Below are 15,923 nucleotides of genomic sequence, written 5' to 3'. Positions count from 1 at the left end.
CTCGTCCATGTCGAATTTGCCCGGGTCACGCCAGGTGGTGCACCGGCTGGCGGCCCGTCACCGGCGTATCGATCCCCTCCATCCGCGCCTTCAGTTGCAGCGCAAGGTAGTGGGAATAATGACGCGACTGGTGCAGGTTGCCGCCGTGAAACCACAAGCCGTCCTGTGCGGTGGGCTTCCACATGTTGCGCAGCTCGCCCTCCCATGGCCCCGGATCCTTTGTGGTCCCTGATCCGAGGCCCCAGCACTTGCCGACCTTGTCGGCGACCTCCTGGCTGATCAGTTGCGCGGCCCAGCCGTTCATCGGGCCGTATCCCGTGGCGTAAACGACCAGGTCGGCGGGCAGTTCGGTGCCGTCCTCAAGCTTCACGCCGGTTTCCGTCAGCTCGGACACCTGCCCCTGGCGGACCTTGATCTTGCCCTCGGCGACCAGTTCCGAGGCGCCGACGTCGATGTAATACCCCGACCCGCGCCGCAGATACTTGAGCAGCAGACCCGAGTCGTCCTCGCCGAAATCCAGCTTGAACCCCGCCGCATCCAGCCGCTTGTAGAAGTCGGCGTCGCGCTCTTTCGCCTTGTCATAGATCGGCGTCTGCGCCCCGGCCGTCAGCGCATAGGGAAGCGACGCAAATGTCATGTCCGCCCTGTCGGTCGTGATTCCGGCGGCCAGCGCCTCTTCGCTGTAAAGATCCTTCATGGCCAGATCGACCAGGGTTTCGCTGCGGATTACAAGGGTCGAAGACCGCTGAACCATCGTGACATCCGCGCCGTGTTCCCAGAGTTCGGCGCAAATGTCGTGGGCCGAATTGTTCGATCCGATGACGACCGCCTTCTTCCCCTCCCAACCGGTGCCGCCCTTGTGGGCGCTGGAATGGATCTGCGTGCCCCTGAAACGCGCGCGCCCCGGAAAATCGGGAATGTTGGGCATCCCCGAAAGCCCGGTGGCCAGCACCAGATGGCGCGGGTTCAACGTCACCTCTTCGCCGTCCCGGCGCACGCGCAGGGTCCATTCGCCCGATGCGTCGTCGTAACTGGCGCCCAGCGCCTCGGTCGAGGTCCAGAGGTTCAGCTCCATGACCTTGGCATACATTTCCAGCCAATCGCCGATCTTGTCCTTGGGGGTGAAGACCGGCCAGTTGTCGGGGAACGGCAGGTAAGGCATGTGGTCATACCAGACCGGATCATGCAGGCAGAGCGAACGATAGCGATTGCGCCAACTGTCGCCGGCGCGGGCGTTCTTCTCGATGATGATCGTCGGAACATCCATCTGGCGCAACCGGGCGCCCAGGGCCAGCCCACCCTGCCCGCCACCGATGATCACCACATAGGGCTGGGTCCGGTATCCCAGGTCGCGGGCTTCCGCCTCGCGGGTTTCCGACCACGTCTTGCGCCCCGCGTGAACGCCGTGGCTGACGCCCTTGGGGCGCCGGGGGCCGCGCCGCTCCTCGTGGTCCTTCAATTCGCTCATCGCCGTCAGAAGCGTTCGCGCACGCCCGTCGCGCAACCGCACATGGCCCTCGCCGCGGGCCGTGGCGGTCTGAAACGTCAGCCACGCCGATACCGTGCCGTCCGCGTCGGTTTCCGCCTCGCTGACGTTCCAGTCGGTGGGCGCGGTGGCGTTCAGGGTGTCGCGCAACATGTCGGCAATCGCATCGCGGCCTTCGAAGGTGGCGATGTTCCAGGTGAACGTCACAAGATCGCGCCAGTAACACTCGTCTCCGAACAACGCCGTCACCGCCGCGACATCACCCCGCTCCAGCGCATCCGCGAAGGATGTCACCCAGCGTTCTGCCTGCGTTGTCGCAGATTGATCAACCTCACCCATCTTTTCCTCCTCCTCAGGATCGATGTCGCAGCCCGGTCGCGTGATCGCCGGGCGCCCCGGGGATGGGACAGGCAATCGGTCGGACAAGTCAAGATCGGCATCAACACGACGGGGGGCCGGTCGTGGGGGGCACGAGGCACGAAGCCCACCCACCGAATGCATTGGGATTACGCGATGCCACTTTGCCTTGGCGGTAAAGCGGCGCATCGGTGACGCACCGCTGCTCAGGCCGCTTCGGCGGGTCGCACGACTTCGGCGGCGATGCGCTTCAGATCGGCATCCTCCAGCGTTTCACGCTCCAACAGGTCGGCGGCGGATTTTTCCAACAGCGCACGGTTTTCATCGAGCAATGTCATGGTGCGCTCGAAAATGCTGTCGATCACGCCCTTTACCGCGTGGTCCATCCGCTCGGCGGCGGCATCGCTGTAACGCCGTGTCAGCCACGACCCCTCGTCCGTGGTGCCCAGGAAATTCGGGCGCTCGCTGTCATAGCTGACATGGCCAAGATCGTCGTCCATGCCATACCGCGCCACCATCGAGCGGGCGATATCGGTGGCGCGCGCCAGATCGTCGGAGGCGCCGGTGGACAGATGGCCATAGATGATCTTTTCTGCCGCACGCCCGCCCAGCAACACCGCGATCTTGTTCTCAAGCTCTTTGCGGGTCATCAGGTAACGGTCCTCGGTGGGCCGTTGGATCGTATAGCCAAGCGCGCCGATCCCGCGCGGGATGATCGAGACCTTGTGCACCTCGTCCACGCCGGGCAGCGCCATGCCGACGATGGCATGGCCCATCTCGTGATGCGCGACGATCTCGCGTTCGCGTTCGTTCAGGCGGCGGTTCTTCTTCTCCAGCCCGGCGACGATGCGCTCGACCGCCTGTGTGAAATCCTTCATCTCGACCTTGTCGGCGCGCCGCCGTGTGGCCATCAGCGCCGCCTCGTTGACCAAGTTTGCCAGATCGGCACCGGAAAATCCGGTGGTCAGCGCCGCGATCTGGTCGGGGTCGACGTTGTCGGCCATCTTGATCTTCTTCGCATGAACGTTGAGGATCTGCACCCGCCCGACCCGGTCGGGGCGATCCACCAGAACGTGCCGGTCGAAGCGGCCCGCGCGCAACAGCGCAGGGTCGAGGATTTCGGGGCGGTTGGTCGCGGCCAGCAGCACCACGCCTTCCGAGGGATCGAACCCGTCCAGTTCGGTCAGCAGCTGGTTCAGCGTCTGTTCGCGTTCGTCATGGCCACCGGGTTGCTGGCCTGCGCTGCGCGAGCGGCCAAGTGCATCCAGTTCATCGACAAAGATGATGGCGGGTGCGGACTTGCGGGCCTGTTCGAACAAATCACGCACGCGGGCCGCGCCAACACCCACGAACATTTCCACGAATTCCGAACCGGAAATCGAATAGAACGGCACACCCGCCTCGCCCGCCACGGCACGCGCCAGCAGCGTCTTGCCGGTACCGGGCGGTCCGACCAGCAGCACACCCTTGGGCATCCGCGCGCCAAGACCGCCATAGCCGTCGGGATCTTTCAGGAACTCGACGATCTCCTCCAGTTCCTGCTTGGCCTCGTCGACGCCGGCCACGTCATCGAAACTGACCTTGGTGTCGCTTTCGACATAGACTTTGGCGCGGCTCTTGCCGATGGACATGAACCCGCCCATCCCCTGTCTTTCGGTGAACTTGCGGATGAAGAAGACCCAGATGCCGACGAAGATCAGCGCCGGAAGCACCCAGGACAAAAGGGTCGTGAACCATGTATTCTCGACAGCGCCGGTGAAGGTGACGTCGCGCCCCTCCAGCCGCGCCGCCATGTCCGGCGGCACCGTCGTGGTCACGAAACCCGTCTTGCCATCCTGCGCCTCCTTGAAGGTGCCGCGGATCGTGTCGGTGCCCACCAAGATCTCGGCAATCTCGCCGTTGTCGAGATAGGTCTCGAACTGGCTGTAGGGGATCGCCTCGATCGTCTGGCTTTCCACCCAGAGATCGCGCAGCAGCACGATGCCGAAGACCGCCAGCAGGACATACCAGAAATTGATCTGTGCCTTCTTGTCCATCGCCGCCCCCGCCGTGCCGTTTCACGTTCTCACAATAAAATCATAACTACCCTCTTGACAAGATTTTCAACCATTCCCAGCTGGTTGTATGCGGGATGCCGCTGCAAGGGTCCCCGAAGATGCTGGTGCGATCGAATGCGGGTGCATGGTGCAACGCGTTCTCCCCGTCATCGACCGCAAGGTACGGTTTGCGACCTTGCGTCTCGACACACGTGGCCGCCATGCGTCTTCGTGCCGGGTCGTCTCCGACCCCCTCCCTTCGCGACATCCCGCACGAAGACCGCTCGGCCGCCCCGATGCGGATGCCCGATGTTGTGACCACAAGAGGAGGAAACGATGTTGAGTCATGGATTGTCCCCCGCCCAGTGGGACCCCTTCGCCGAGTTGCGGCAACTGCAATCGCAGATGAACCGCATGTTCGATACCGGTGCGCGCGACGCCCGGACCGGCAACTGGCCGCCCGTCAACATGTGGCTGGGCGATGACAGCGTGGTCGTCACCGCCGAAATGCCGGGCGTCGCGCAGGACGATATCGACCTGACGGTGCGCGAGAACACCCTGATCATCGCAGGCACACGCAAAGCCACGACCGACGACAAGGATGCCGCCTGGCACCGCCGCGAGCGCCCCCTTGGCGAATTTTCGCGCAGCATCCGTCTGCCGCTGCGCGTCGATCCCGACAAGGTCGAGGCGCGGGCGAAGAATGGCATCCTCGAGATCGAGATGGGCCGACCCGACGCCGAACGGCCCCGCAAGATCAAGGTCAAGGCAATCTGACCCAGCTGCAAAGAGGAGCAGAGGCAATGACAAACGAAGTTACAAGAACCGGCGGTGATGTGGCCAGGACCGACAGCGAGAACACCCGCGACAGCGGCCCGATCTTCCGCCCCGCAACGGACATATTCGAGAAGGGCGACATGGTGACGGTGGTCATCGACATGCCGGGTGTCACCCCCGACAGTGTCGATGTCTCGCTCGAGAACCGCGCGCTCACTGTGCGCGGCACGTTCAACGCACCCGCCCCCGAAGGATATCGGCGCATCTACGCCGAATACGCGCCGGGCACGTTCGAGCGCGCGTTCAGCCTGCCCGATACGATCGACGCAGGTGCGATCGACGCCGTGCACCGCGATGGCGTGCTGACGCTGACCCTGAAAAAGAGCGAGGCCGCCAAGCCGAAACAGATCAAGGTCAAGGCCGCATGAGCGGCCATGGCCCGCGCGTAGAAAGGAGGAAACGACAATGGCATTCAGTGATCTCATTCCTTGGGCTCGGGACCGCAACCGGGTGAGCGAGCGCAGAGGGAACGACGACAATCCCCTCATATCCCTGCAGCGCGACCTGAACAGCGTATTCGAGGATTTCTGGGGGCGTTTCGACAACCCGTTCGCCGGAAGCCTGACGGCGGGCGGCCCGCACACCGACGTCTCTGAAACCGACGCGGCGATGCTGGTCTCGGTCGATCTGCCGGGCCTCGATGACAAGGATATCGAGGTGAACGTCACCGACGACATGCTGACGATCCGCGGCGAGCGTGCGGAAAAGACCGACAAGGACGGCTTCTCCGCACAGTCGCGGCGCAGTTTCCACCGGATGATCCCGGTGCCGCCGGGCGTGGACCCCGAAAAAGCCGAGGCCGAATTCAAGCGCGGCGTGCTGACGGTTACGCTGCCGAAAACCGAAGAGGCCAAGGCGCGTGTCAAAAGGATCGACGTAAAATCCGCCTGACCGGGTGCGGGCCGCAAGGCCCGCCCACACCGCTGCTGAAGAGCGCGAACGCCGATGGGTTGCGTTGGTGAGGTGTTTCACAAATGCTTCTGGTGTCTGATCGCCAGGCGCCCGCGTGCATTTCGTCGAAGTCGGCGGCCCATGCCCGGATCACAGCCCCGACGTGGGCCATGTTCCGGAACGTGGTCTCGTTCAGACGCTCATCGCGCGCCCGCCCGCTGAAACCTTCCACGAAGTCGTTCTGCATCGGTTTGCCCGGCGCGATGTAATGCCATTCGATCTAGGCTTCAGTAGCGACGGTTGAGATCGCGTTGCTTGCCACTTCGGTGCCGTTGTCGCTGACAATCATGCAGGGCGTTCCGCGGCGCGCGATCAGAGCTGTCAGTTCCCACGCCACCCTTCTGCCCGAGATCGACCTGTGCGGAAGCACCCCGAGGCTTTCCCGGGCGGCATGGTCGGTCACGTTCAGGATACGGAACCGTCAACCACAGGCACGCGGGTCTTGCACGAAATCCAGCGAACACCGGGCATTGGCCCGGACCTCGACCAGGATCGGTGCCCGGGCTCCCGCGGCATTGCGCGTGGCGCGCAGTTTGCGCACCGCCAGCCCTTCTTCGCCATGAGCCGATAGATGCGGTTGCTGCCTGAAGTCCCATCACCACCGCTTCGAAAGCATCCAACACGCGCTGCAAGTCATCGATGACTGGGTGGCCCATTATAACAACCGCCGCTCTTATCAAAAGCTTGCCATGCGCACGCCTGCCGACACATTCAGATCAGCGGCCTCCCCTGAGCCGATTCCGCTGGGTCGATACATCTGTGCGGCGCCATAGGCGCACAGGTCCCGCTCCAGCATCCGTTCGGCGCAGATCATGGGTTTCGCCCAAGGGAGCGCGTCTCGGCCGCTCAGAAGCTCCTCGCGGATGATCGCGCGTCCGGATTCGGGAATTGTGTGGAAGCCGCAGCGGGCAATCTCGGTGATCAGGCTTGTCGTGCCCGCACCCGGACCGCCCGTCACGACGCAGAAACGGCCGCCCATCGGCCATCCTCGGGTTTGACAGGAGAAGGGCTGCGAAGCAATCAATACGCCGAAAGGCGTGGATCAAGGCAGCATGGATTTTTTCAGGGAAACCAGCACCCGTCGATGTGGCAGAGAAAACTCCCTGTCGACAAAAACAATCCCAACCGGTGCTTTTCACGAAGGAATTGGTGGAGCCTAGCGGGATCGAACCGCTGACCTCCTGCATGCCATGCAGGCGCTCTCCCAGCTGAGCTAAGGCCCCGTTGTGACCGCCTTGCGACGGTTACAGGCGCGGTTTATGGGATGCGGCGGGGCAGTTCAAGCGAAAAAGCGACGCCGTCGTCACTGTTTTTCGCGCCCCCTGCCGCACCCCGTTCGCGCGGCGACGCACCGGCCGGAAATGGCCGGAACGCCGGGTCAGTCGTCGTCCGATGCGACATCCGCGATGTCGTCCAGCGACACGTCATCGTCATCGTCGTCTTCCAGAACGTCGTCACCAAGGCTGTTGTCCTTGCTGTCGTCGTCATCGTCCAGAACGACATCCTCGTCTTCGTTGACGTCCTTCTTGGCCGATTCCTTGTCGGCCTTGTCGGCCAGCATGGTGCGTGACCCCTTGCCGGTGTCCAGGACCACGACCTCGCCGGTGTAGGGGCTGATCACGGGATCTTTCCCGAGGTCGTAGAACCGCTTGCCGGTTGTCGGGCACACCCGCTTGGTGCCCCATTCTTCCTTGGGCATGGAATACCCTTTCCTGGTGATGGATCTGCGTCTGAATCGCTGCGACATGCCACAGCGCGGCGCGCGTGTCAAAGCCCGCCACGCGTGCGATTGCACTGGCCCGATGCGACGTGCAAGGTATATCGTGACGCGCGCAACCACCGGAGACGAACAGATGCAAGAGGCGGTTCTGCCCGGCACGCCGCCGATCGGCATCACGTTGCGCAAATCGACGCGCGCGCGGCGGATCTCGCTGCGGGTGTCGGGGCTGGACGGTCGGGTGACGCTGACCCTGCCGCCGCGCGTGCCGGTGGCCGAAGCCATGGGGTTCGTGCGCCAGAAGGAAGACTGGATCCGCCGCCAGCTGGCCGGACAGCCTGTATCGGTGACGGTGGGCCCCGGCACCGTTTTGCCCATCGACGGGCGCGAGCGGCGGATCGAAGCGGACGGCGGACGGGGCGTTCGGCTGGGCGATGCGGTGCTGCACGTGCCTGCCGGCGGGCAAACCGGTGCGCGTGTCGAAGGCTATCTGAGGCAGGTGGCGCGCGACCGGCTGGCGGCGGCATCGGATCGCCATGCCGCGACGCTGGGGGTCGGGTATGGCCGCCTGACCCTGCGCGACACCCGCTCGCGCTGGGGGTCATGTTCGTCGCAGGGGGATCTGATGTATTCTTGGCGGTTGATCCTGGCCCCGCCCGATGTGCTGGACTATGTCGCGGCGCATGAAATCGCGCACCGCGTGCGGATGGATCACTCGGCCGCGTTCTGGGCCGTGGTCGCGCAACTGATGCCGACCTATGACCGGCCGCGCGGCTGGCTGAAAATCAACGGCGCGGGCCTGCATCGCTGGCGGTTCCGGGCATGAACGGAGCCCAGCCATGTTGCTGAACCCGCGTCCCGCCGACAGCGGCATGGCGGCCCATGACCGCGTCTATCGTGCCCTGCGCGGCCAGATCATGCATGGCGAGATCGCGCCCGGCGTCGCCCTGACCCTGCGCGGCATCGGGCGACAGTTCGACGTGTCGATGACCCCCGCGCGCGAGGCGGTGCGCCGCCTGGTGGCCGAGGGTGCGCTGACGCTGTCGTCGTCGGGGCGTGTGTCCACCCCCGAACTGTCCAGCGAGCGGATCGAGGAGTTGGGCGCATTGCGCGCCCTGCTGGAGGTCGAGCTGGCGTCACGCGCCCTGCCCCGCGCCCACATCGCACTGATCGACCGGCTGGCGACGATCAACCACGCGCTGGCCGGCGTGATCGCGCGCCATGATGCGGTCGGATACATCCGCACCAACCTGGAGTTTCACCGCACGCTGTATCTGCGCGCACAGGCCCCGGCGATGCTGGCGATGTGCGAAACGGTCTGGCTGCAACTGGGGCCGACCATGCGGCGGTTGTATGGCCGCCTGATGCGCACGGACGTTCCGACGGGCCACCGCCTGATCCTGGCCGCGCTGCGGGCCGGTGACGAACCGGGACTGCGCCTGGCGGTGCGCAGCGACGTCACACAGGGGTTGCGGCTGCTGCTGGCCTAGGCCCCGGCGCGGCGCAGGCGGGACGCCCGTCGGGTGACGATCTGGCGGCGCACGAAGGCGATCAGGAAGACCGCCGTCAGGATCAGGATGATCGTCGGCGCCGGCGCGCTGTCGAGAAAGAAACTGGCGTAGGTGCCGGCCAGCATCGACGCCATGCACACCAGCACCGACACCCACAGCATGGTGGAAAACTTGCGCACCAGCAGGAACGCGATGGCCCCCGGTGCGATCAGCAGGCCCACGGCCAGGATCAGCCCCGCCGCCGACAGGGTCGCCACGATGGTCAGCGACAGGATCGCCAGCAACCCATAGTGCAGCCAGCCCACCCACAGCCCCGACGTGCGCGCCTGCACCGGATCAAAGCTGTGCAGCAGCCAGTCGCGCCACTTCAGACCCAGCAGCAGGGCGACCGCGGCGGAGATGACACCGGAGGTCAGCATCTCGTGACGCTCGACCCCCAGCATGTTGCCGAACAGGATGTGATCCAGATGCATGTCGGTGTCGATCGAGACATAGAGAACGATCCCCAGCCCGAACATCCCCGAGAACACGACGCCCATCACCGTGTCCTGTTTCACCCGGCTGTTCGACGCCAGGTATCCCGTGGCCGTCGCACAGAGCATCCCGGCGGCGAAGGCGCCGACGATCAATGGCAACCCGAAGATATAGGCCGCGACGATCCCGGGCAGCACCGCATGGCTGACCGCGTCGCCCATCAGCGCCCACCCCTTGAGCACAAGGAAACACGACAGCATCGCCGTCGGCACCGACACGATCATCGAGATCAGAAACGCATTCTGCATGAAGCCGAAGCGGAACGGCAGCATCAGGGTTTCGATATCCATCACGATACCTCGGCGCCTGGTGCGCGCCCGTCCAGCGCCGCCGCCGCCTTGCGCCGGGCCGCCAGGATTCCGTGTTTCGGCGCAAAGATGAACGCGGCAAGGAAGATCAGCGTCTGCAAGACCACGATCACGCCTCCCGTCGCCCCGTCGAGAAAGAAGCTGACATAGGCGCCGAGGAAGCTGGTGATCGCACCGATGGCGACCGACACCATGATCAGCCGTGGAAACCGGTCGCACAGCAGATACGCCGTCGCCCCCGGTGTCACCACCATGGCGATGACAAGGAACGCACCGACCGTCTGCATCGCTGCGACCACCGACGCCGACAGCAAGACGAAGAACACCGCCTTTAGCAGGCCGGGGCGCAGCCCGATGGTGCGCGCGTGGCTTTCGTCGAAGAACGTGACCATCAGATCCTTCCACTTGGCCAGCAGGATCGCCAGCGACACGAAACCGATGATCGCCAGTTGCAGGGTATCGCCCGGCGTGATGGCCAGGATGTTGCCCATGGTGATCGTCTGGATCGACACCGACATCGGGTTGACCGACACGATGAACAGGCCAAGACCGAAGAATGCCGTGAAGATCAGACCGATGATCACGTCCACCTTCAACCCCGAGCGTTCAGACAGGAACAGCATCGATCCCGCCGCCAGCCCGCCCGCCACGAACGCGCCCAGCGCAAACGGCAGCCCCAGGATATAGGCCCCCGCAACCCCCGGCACCACCGAATGGGACAGCGCATCGCCGATCAGCGACCAACCCTTCAACATCAGGTAACACGACAAAAAGGCGCAAACGCCGCCGACCAGCGCCGACACCCACATCGCATTGGTCATGTAGCCATAGGTGAACGGCAACAGCAGATGGTCGATCATTGGTTTTCCTCGATGCGCCGCGTCTTGTCGCCGTATTGCACCAGCGGGCGTTCATCGTCGGTGAAAATCGATACCGAGCGCGCGTCCTCGTCGTCATGCAGATCGGTGCCGCCCAGCGTGAAATGCCGCAGCACACCGCCGAACGCCTGTTCCAGGTTGGCCCGGGTAAAGGTGGTTTCGGTCGGACCATGGGCCAGCACCGTTCCCTTCACCAGGATGCAGCGGTCGCAGAATTCGGGGACCGACCCCAGGTTGTGGGTCGACACCAGCATCACGCGGCCCTCGTCGCGCAGATCGCGCAACAGGTTCACGATCTGGTCCTCGGTCTTGACGTCGACGCCGGTGAACGGCTCGTCCAGCAAGATCACCTGTCCGTCCTGCGCCAACGCCCGGGCCAGGAACACGCGCTTGCGCTGCCCGCCCGACAGTTCGCCGATCTGGCGATGCCGGAACTCCTGCATGTTGACGCGCCGCAGGGCCTGATCGACGGCGGCATGGTCGGCCGGTTTCGCGCGGCGCAGGAACCCCATGTGGCCATAGCGCCCCATCATCACCACGTCTTCGACCAGCACGGGGAAGGCCCAATCGACATCCTCGGATTGCGGCACATAGGCGACCAGGTTCTGCGACAGCGCCTCTTTCACGGTCAGCCCGAGAATGCGGATTTCACCGGCGGCGGCGGGCACGAAGCCCATGATCGCCTTGAACATCGTCGATTTGCCGGCACCGTTGACCCCGACCAGCGCGGTGATGGTGCCGCGCGGGATCGCGAAACTCGCGTCCCACAGGGCGGTGTGCCCGTTGCGATAGGTCACGGTCACGTCGCGCGCCATGATGCCCGCGTCGTCGTTTGCCCCGGTCCGTTCGTCCCGCATCCGTCGCCCCTCTTGCCCGATCCGGGCGTTCATCCCATGGTGGCCCGCGACGGATTTGCCGCAGGCCGGACTTTGCCGCGTTATTGCGGCGCCCCGGTCAGACCTTTCGCCACCGTGTCCGACGTGACCTTCAGCAGATCCAGATAGGTCGGCACCGGACCATCCGGCGCGCTCAGTGAATCGACATACAGCACGCCGCCATAGGCCGCACCGGTTTCACGCGCGACCTGCTGGGCGGGGGCGGTGTTCACCGTGCTTTCACAGAACACCACGGGGATGTCGTTGTTCCGCACCCCGTCGATCACGGCGCGCACCTGTTGCGGCGTGCCCACCTGGTCGGCATTCATCGGCCAGAGATACAATTCCCTAAGCCCGAAATCCCGCGCGAGATAACTGAAGGCCCCTTCGCAGGTTACCAGCCAACGCTGATCCTCGGGGATGGCCGCGATCTGTTCGCGCAGGGGCGCGATGGTGTCGCGCAACCGCGTCTTGTAGGTCTCGGCGTTGGCCGCATAGAGCGCCGCGTTGTCGGGGTCGGCCTCCGAAAACGCCGCCGCGATGTTGTCGACATAGATCAGGGCATTATCCAGACCCATCCAGGCATGGGGGTTCGGCTTGCCCTCATAGCTGCCCGAGTTGATGGAAATCGGATCAATCCCTTCGGTCAGGGTGACCGAGGGGATATCGCCGAGGTTGGACAGGAATTGTTCGAACCACAATTCCAGGTTCAGACCGTTGAACAGGATCAGGTCGGCATCATAGGCGCGCACGATGTCCTGGGGGGTCGGTTCATAACCGTGGATTTCGGCGCCCGGCTTGGTGATCGACACGACATCGGCGGCATCCCCCGCGACGTTCGCCGCCATGTCGGCCAGCACGGTAAAGGTCGTCACGACCTTCAGCCGGTCATCGGCGGCCGCGGCGCCACCGGCCACCAGCGCAATCATCGCGGTCGTCGAAATCATCCCGATCAGTCGTGACGGCATCGTGCACCTCCTTCGCGCGAAAACATTCATGCCGCCTTGTAAATGCAACTCACTCGCAAGTGTCAAGCAAAATGCGAACGATTCTCACCTGCGGCAATCGTCACGGCGCGCCCCGCGGGGCACGCCTGCCCGGTCGCGGGCTAGGCCGCCTCGCGCTTGGGGTTCTTCCCGAGGATGATCATCGACAGGATGTCGTCCTCGGTCACGTCCTCGACCCGCTCGGTGCCGACCAGTGCGCCGTTCTTCATCACCGACACCCGGTCGCACAGGTCCATCATCTCGCGCGTGTCGTGGGAGATCAGGAAGATGCCCAGGCCTTGCGATTTCAACTCCTTGATCAGATCCGCGACCATTTCGGTCTCATGCACGCCCAGCGCAGCGGTGGGTTCGTCCATGATGACGATCTTCGCATTGAAATACACCGCGCGGGCGATGGCGACCGACTGGCGCTGGCCGCCGGACAGGGCCGACACCGGCACGCTGAACTTCCGGAAGTTGGGGTTCAGCCGCGCCATGATCTTGCGCGTCTCGGCCTCCATCGCGGAATCGTCGACCAGCCCGAAGGCGCCGACGATCTCGCGCCCGAGGAACAGGTTGGCCGACGCATCCAGGTTGTCGGCCAGCGCCAGCGTCTGATAGATCGTCTCGATATGGTGGGTCCGCGCGTCGGCCGGACTGCGGATGTCGACCTTTTGCCCGTTGATCAGGATTTCACCGGAATCGGCCTTGTAGGCACCGGCAAGGATCTTGATCAGCGTCGATTTCCCCGCGCCGTTGTGGCCCAGCAATCCGACGACCTCGCCGGGGAACACGTCGATCGACACCCGGTCCACCGCCTGCACACCACCAAATGCGATCGAGATGTCGCGCATTTCCACCAGCGGCGTGCCGCTGCGGTCTATGTCTTCGGCCATGGCGTTACCCTCCCACGCGGCGGCGATAGATGATGTCGATCAGCACGGCGGCGACCAGGACCGATCCCACGACGATATTCTGCAACGGGGCGTCAACGCCGACCATCGCCATGCCCGATTGCAGCGACTGCATGATCAGCGCGCCCAGGATCGCACCATAGATCGTGCCTATCCCACCGGCCAGCGCGGTGCCGCCGATCACGGCCGCGGCGATCACGCGGAGTTCGTCCAGCGTGCCGATGTCGTTGGAATGGAATGTCAGGCGCGACGACGCGACCAGCCCGGCAATGCCGACCAGCACACCCATCAGCGCAAAGACCTTTACCGTCAGAAGGCGGGTGTTGATGCCGGAAAGTTCCGCCGCGTCGGGGTTGCCGCCCGTGGCAAAGACATAGCGGCCGAACCGCGTCTTGCGCGCGATCACCGTCATGACCACGGCCACCGCGATCAGCAGCAACACCGAAATCGGCAGGCCATAGGATGCGGTAAAGCCTTCGGGCACCGCGAGTCCGCGCGCTTCGAACTGGCGGGCCAGAACCCGCGCGGGGATGGTATAGGCGTTGAGGATGGCGATGAAGCCCATGATCGCGATCACGAAAATCGCCGCCACCGCGCCTTCGGCCCACATCGGTTTGACCGGAAAATCGTGGCGCAGCTTGGCGCGCCGGGACGCGAACAGGGCCAGGACCGCCGCGACCGACGCCAGGATGCCGAAGATCCAGGACCACGTCGCGCCCAGCGTGCCGTTGATGCCGCCGAACAGCTGAAACGTCTCGTTCAAGGGCCCGATCGTCTGGCCGTTGGTCAGATACCAGGCGACGTTGCGCCAGACCAGAAGCCCCCCCAGCGTGACGATGAACGCCGGAATCGACAGATAGCCGACCAGCCACCCCTGAAAGCCACCGATGACGGCCCCGGTCAGCAGCCCGGCCAGGATCGCGATCCACGCCAGCGCCGGCGAGCCCAGCGGGAGGCCCAGCAGATCGACCGCCCAGGCCGTCTGGGTCATCGCCATGACCGCCGAACAGGTCGCCAGCAGCGACCCCACCGCCAGGTCGATGTGGCGGGTGACGATGACGAACACCATCCCCGTCGCCATGATCGCCACCGACACCGTCTGGATCGTCAGGTTGAACAGGTTGCGCGGGGTCAGGAAGTTGCCGCCGGTCAGGATGTTGAACAGAACGCAGATCACCGCGAACGCCCCGATCATGCCCAACAGGCGCAGGTCGAGTTCAAGTTGGGCGAAGAGACTGCGGGACCGGCCTGGGTGCGGGCCTGTCGTGTCGGTCATGGGGGTGCTCCGGACGTGGCGGAAGGGATGGAACGGCCCCTGCGCCGCGTGTGGGCAGGGGCCGGATGCTGTGAGGCGGAATGCCCCGTCAGCGGATCAGTTGCAGGGGGCCGGACCGTCCGACACGCCCTGGCACAGCTCTTCCTGGCTGATCCAGCCGGCATCGACCACGACCGACAGGTTGTCGGCGGTCACCGGCACCGGCTCGAGGAATTCGGCCCACAGGGTCGTGCCCGCGGGCGACGTCCACTCCTCGGCGCCCTCGACGTCGGACATCTTGCCACCGCCGGCCAGCATCAGCGCGATTTCACCGGCGTTGCGGCCCAGATCGCGGCTGTCCTTCCAGACGCTGACCGTCTGGGTGCCTTGGGCGACACGGTTCAGCGCGGCGAAATCGGCGTCCTGACCCGATACCGGGATCCCGTCCAGCCCCTGCGCCGTCAACGCGGCCACCGCGCCGCCGGCCGTGCCGTCGTTCGATGCGACAACGGCGTCGACCTCGTTGTTGTTCTGGGTCAGCAGCTGTTCCATGTTGCGCTGTGCGTTGGCGGGCAGCCAGCCGTCGGTATAGGCCTCGCCGACGATCGTGATCTTGCCCGAATCGATGGCCTCCTGCAGCACTTCCTGCTGACCGCCGCGCAGGAAATCGGCGTTGGGATCGGTGGGCGAGCCCTTGATCATCACGTAATTGCCCTCGGGCGCGGCCTCAAGCACGGCGCGGGCCTGCATCCGGCCGACCTCGATGTTGTCGAAGGTCAGGTAGAAGGCGCGCGGATCCTCGATCAGGCGGTCATAGGCGATGACCGGAATGCCCGCATCGGCGGCGGCCTGAACGGCGGGGATGATCGCCTGGGTGTCCTGGGCCAGGATGATCAGCGCATCAACCCCCTGGGAGATCAGCGATTCGACATCCGAAAGCTGCTTGGCCGACGACGATTGCGCATCCGACGACAGGTATGCCGCGCCTGCCTCGTCCAGCGCGCCCTTGATGGCGGCCTCGTCGGTTTTCCAGCGTTCTTCCTGGAAGTTCGACCAGCTGACACCGACGGTCATGTCGGCCGCAAAGGCCATGGATGTAAGCGACGTGGACAGCGCGGCGGCTGCGAGCAAGGTAAGACGCATGGGGTTCCTCCAAAAATGCTGCCGCTTCAGGCGCGGCAGTCCGTTGCTTTATAAGACGGCAGCATGGCGCGACTTATTTCACCTGTCAAAATAAAATCATTGCGCAGCGGCAATTTTTTCATAACCTTTGTTGTG

General features: G+C 64.5%; 16 protein-coding genes, 1 tRNA gene and 2 pseudogenes. 6 read left to right on the top strand and 13 right to left on the bottom strand.

The genetic code is table 11. From position 1 onward, the window contains the following. Positions 1-25: 25 nt before the first annotated feature. Together CFP68_RS07200 and ftsH are read right to left on the bottom strand one after the other, a co-directional pair. Positions 26-1,825, bottom strand: coding sequence for an NAD(P)/FAD-dependent oxidoreductase (locus CFP68_RS07200; protein WP_099826251.1), 1,800 nt, complete (start codon positions 1,823-1,825; stop codon positions 26-28). Between the two features lie 224 nt (positions 1,826-2,049). Beyond that, entirely contained in the window at positions 2,050-3,879 is a 1,830-nt protein-coding gene (ftsH, locus tag CFP68_RS07195) for an ATP-dependent zinc metalloprotease FtsH (RefSeq protein ID WP_099826250.1), read from the bottom strand. A gap of 336 nt (positions 3,880-4,215) precedes the next feature. Between ftsH and CFP68_RS07190 the strand changes: the two genes are divergently transcribed. From CFP68_RS07190 to CFP68_RS07180, 3 genes are read left to right on the top strand one after another with little or no spacing between them, the layout of a single operon-like run. Further along, the gene (locus CFP68_RS07190; protein ID WP_099826249.1) at positions 4,216-4,656 is read left to right on the top strand and encodes an Hsp20/alpha crystallin family protein; all 441 of its coding nucleotides are present in this window, start codon (positions 4,216-4,218) and stop codon (positions 4,654-4,656) included. Between the two features lie 26 nt (positions 4,657-4,682). Next, positions 4,683-5,084, top strand: coding sequence for an Hsp20/alpha crystallin family protein (locus CFP68_RS07185; RefSeq protein WP_099826248.1), 402 nt, complete (start codon positions 4,683-4,685; stop codon positions 5,082-5,084). 37 nt (positions 5,085-5,121) lie between these two features. After that, entirely contained in the window at positions 5,122-5,607 is a 486-nt protein-coding gene (locus CFP68_RS07180; RefSeq protein WP_099826247.1) for an Hsp20/alpha crystallin family protein, read from the top strand. Positions 5,608-5,731: 124 nt separating this feature from the next. Here the strand turns inward: CFP68_RS07180 and CFP68_RS18420 are convergent. Continuing rightward, positions 5,732-6,255 (bottom strand): annotated as a pseudogene (locus CFP68_RS18420) (integrase core domain-containing protein); the annotation flags it as partial. On the opposite strand from CFP68_RS18420, the pseudogene CFP68_RS18635 reads away from it, so the two are divergent. Then, a pseudogene (locus tag CFP68_RS18635) lies at positions 6,252-6,314 on the top strand (hypothetical protein); the annotation flags it as partial. The pseudogenes CFP68_RS18420 and CFP68_RS18635 sit on opposite strands and share 4 nt — an antisense overlap. A gap of 29 nt (positions 6,315-6,343) precedes the next feature. Here the strand turns inward: CFP68_RS18635 and CFP68_RS07165 are convergent. From CFP68_RS07165 to CFP68_RS07155, 3 genes are all read right to left on the bottom strand, one after another. Continuing rightward, complete coding sequence (locus tag CFP68_RS07165; protein ID WP_099826244.1) at positions 6,344-6,646, bottom strand: AAA family ATPase; 303 nt, start codon at positions 6,644-6,646, stop codon at positions 6,344-6,346. Between the two features lie 168 nt (positions 6,647-6,814). Further along, a tRNA-Ala gene (locus CFP68_RS07160) sits at positions 6,815-6,890 on the bottom strand. Positions 6,891-7,045: 155 nt separating this feature from the next. After that, positions 7,046-7,366, bottom strand: a complete 321-nt coding sequence (locus tag CFP68_RS07155; protein WP_099826243.1) for a TIGR02300 family protein — start codon at positions 7,364-7,366, stop codon at positions 7,046-7,048. Positions 7,367-7,490: 124 nt separating this feature from the next. Between CFP68_RS07155 and CFP68_RS07150 the strand changes: the two genes are divergently transcribed. Beyond that, on the top strand, positions 7,491-8,210 hold the full coding sequence (locus CFP68_RS07150) for a M48 family metallopeptidase (protein ID WP_338152802.1): 720 nt from the start codon (positions 7,491-7,493) through the stop codon (positions 8,208-8,210). A gap of 13 nt (positions 8,211-8,223) precedes the next feature. After that, positions 8,224-8,874: a GntR family transcriptional regulator gene (locus CFP68_RS07145; RefSeq protein ID WP_099826242.1), complete on the top strand. Its 651-nt coding sequence runs from the start codon at positions 8,224-8,226 to the stop codon at positions 8,872-8,874. Here the strand turns inward: CFP68_RS07145 and CFP68_RS07140 are convergent. The 7 genes from CFP68_RS07140 to xylF all read right to left on the bottom strand — a co-directional run bounded on the left by CFP68_RS07140 (position 8,871) and on the right by xylF (position 15,788). Continuing rightward, complete coding sequence (locus CFP68_RS07140; protein WP_099826241.1) at positions 8,871-9,719, bottom strand: metal ABC transporter permease; 849 nt, start codon at positions 9,717-9,719, stop codon at positions 8,871-8,873. The two genes, CFP68_RS07145 and CFP68_RS07140, sit on opposite strands and share 4 nt — an antisense overlap. Next, a complete protein-coding gene (locus CFP68_RS07135) occupies positions 9,719-10,597 on the bottom strand; it encodes a metal ABC transporter permease (protein WP_099826240.1) in 879 nt (292 codons plus the stop codon). The genes CFP68_RS07140 and CFP68_RS07135 overlap by 1 nt, the downstream gene beginning before the upstream one ends. Then, positions 10,594-11,472, bottom strand: coding sequence for a manganese/iron ABC transporter ATP-binding protein (locus CFP68_RS07130; RefSeq protein WP_099826239.1), 879 nt, complete (start codon positions 11,470-11,472; stop codon positions 10,594-10,596). Before CFP68_RS07130 ends, CFP68_RS07135 begins: the two co-directional genes overlap by 4 nt. Before the next feature lie 80 nt (positions 11,473-11,552). Then, positions 11,553-12,458 (bottom strand): metal ABC transporter substrate-binding protein, encoded by a 906-nt coding sequence (locus CFP68_RS07125; protein WP_099826238.1) that lies wholly within the window; start codon positions 12,456-12,458, stop codon positions 11,553-11,555. A 140-nt stretch (positions 12,459-12,598) separates the two neighbouring features. Next, on the bottom strand, positions 12,599-13,372 hold the full coding sequence (locus tag CFP68_RS07120) for an ATP-binding cassette domain-containing protein (RefSeq protein WP_099826237.1): 774 nt from the start codon (positions 13,370-13,372) through the stop codon (positions 12,599-12,601). A gap of 4 nt (positions 13,373-13,376) precedes the next feature. Further along, positions 13,377-14,666, bottom strand: a complete 1,290-nt coding sequence (locus tag CFP68_RS07115) for a sugar ABC transporter permease (protein WP_099826236.1) — start codon at positions 14,664-14,666, stop codon at positions 13,377-13,379. Between the two features lie 96 nt (positions 14,667-14,762). Continuing rightward, on the bottom strand, positions 14,763-15,788 hold the full coding sequence (xylF, locus tag CFP68_RS07110) for a D-xylose ABC transporter substrate-binding protein (RefSeq protein WP_099826235.1): 1,026 nt from the start codon (positions 15,786-15,788) through the stop codon (positions 14,763-14,765). Positions 15,789-15,923 lie beyond the last annotated feature (135 nt).

The organism is Oceaniglobus indicus, from assembly GCF_002751875.1.
Lineage (GTDB): Bacteria > Pseudomonadota > Alphaproteobacteria > Rhodobacterales > Rhodobacteraceae > Oceaniglobus > Oceaniglobus indicus.
The sequence above is the reverse complement of the archived record's forward strand: the minus strand, read 5'-3'. Positions and strand labels throughout refer to the sequence as shown.

Coding starts and splice junctions, on each gene's coding strand:
- CFP68_RS07190 (WP_099826249.1), top strand. CDS start 4,216: ATGTTGAGTCATGGATTGTCCCCCGCCCAGTGGGACCCCTTCGCCGAG.
- ftsH (WP_099826250.1), bottom strand. CDS start 3,879: ATGGACAAGAAGGCACAGATCAATTTCTGGTATGTCCTGCTGGCGGTC.
- CFP68_RS07120 (WP_099826237.1), bottom strand. CDS start 13,372: ATGGCCGAAGACATAGACCGCAGCGGCACGCCGCTGGTGGAAATGCGC.
- xylF (WP_099826235.1), bottom strand. CDS start 15,788: ATGCGTCTTACCTTGCTCGCAGCCGCCGCGCTGTCCACGTCGCTTACA.
- CFP68_RS07155 (WP_099826243.1), bottom strand. CDS start 7,366: ATGCCCAAGGAAGAATGGGGCACCAAGCGGGTGTGCCCGACAACCGGC.
- CFP68_RS07135 (WP_099826240.1), bottom strand. CDS start 10,597: ATGATCGACCATCTGCTGTTGCCGTTCACCTATGGCTACATGACCAAT.
- CFP68_RS07145 (WP_099826242.1), top strand. CDS start 8,224: ATGTTGCTGAACCCGCGTCCCGCCGACAGCGGCATGGCGGCCCATGAC.
- CFP68_RS07165 (WP_099826244.1), bottom strand. CDS start 6,646: ATGGGCGGCCGTTTCTGCGTCGTGACGGGCGGTCCGGGTGCGGGCACG.
- CFP68_RS07140 (WP_099826241.1), bottom strand. CDS start 9,719: ATGGATATCGAAACCCTGATGCTGCCGTTCCGCTTCGGCTTCATGCAG.
- CFP68_RS07115 (WP_099826236.1), bottom strand. CDS start 14,666: ATGACCGACACGACAGGCCCGCACCCAGGCCGGTCCCGCAGTCTCTTC.
- CFP68_RS07200 (WP_099826251.1), bottom strand. CDS start 1,825: ATGGGTGAGGTTGATCAATCTGCGACAACGCAGGCAGAACGCTGGGTG.
- CFP68_RS07125 (WP_099826238.1), bottom strand. CDS start 12,458: ATGCCGTCACGACTGATCGGGATGATTTCGACGACCGCGATGATTGCG.
- CFP68_RS07130 (WP_099826239.1), bottom strand. CDS start 11,472: ATGCGGGACGAACGGACCGGGGCAAACGACGACGCGGGCATCATGGCG.
- CFP68_RS07180 (WP_099826247.1), top strand. CDS start 5,122: ATGGCATTCAGTGATCTCATTCCTTGGGCTCGGGACCGCAACCGGGTG.
- CFP68_RS07185 (WP_099826248.1), top strand. CDS start 4,683: ATGACAAACGAAGTTACAAGAACCGGCGGTGATGTGGCCAGGACCGAC.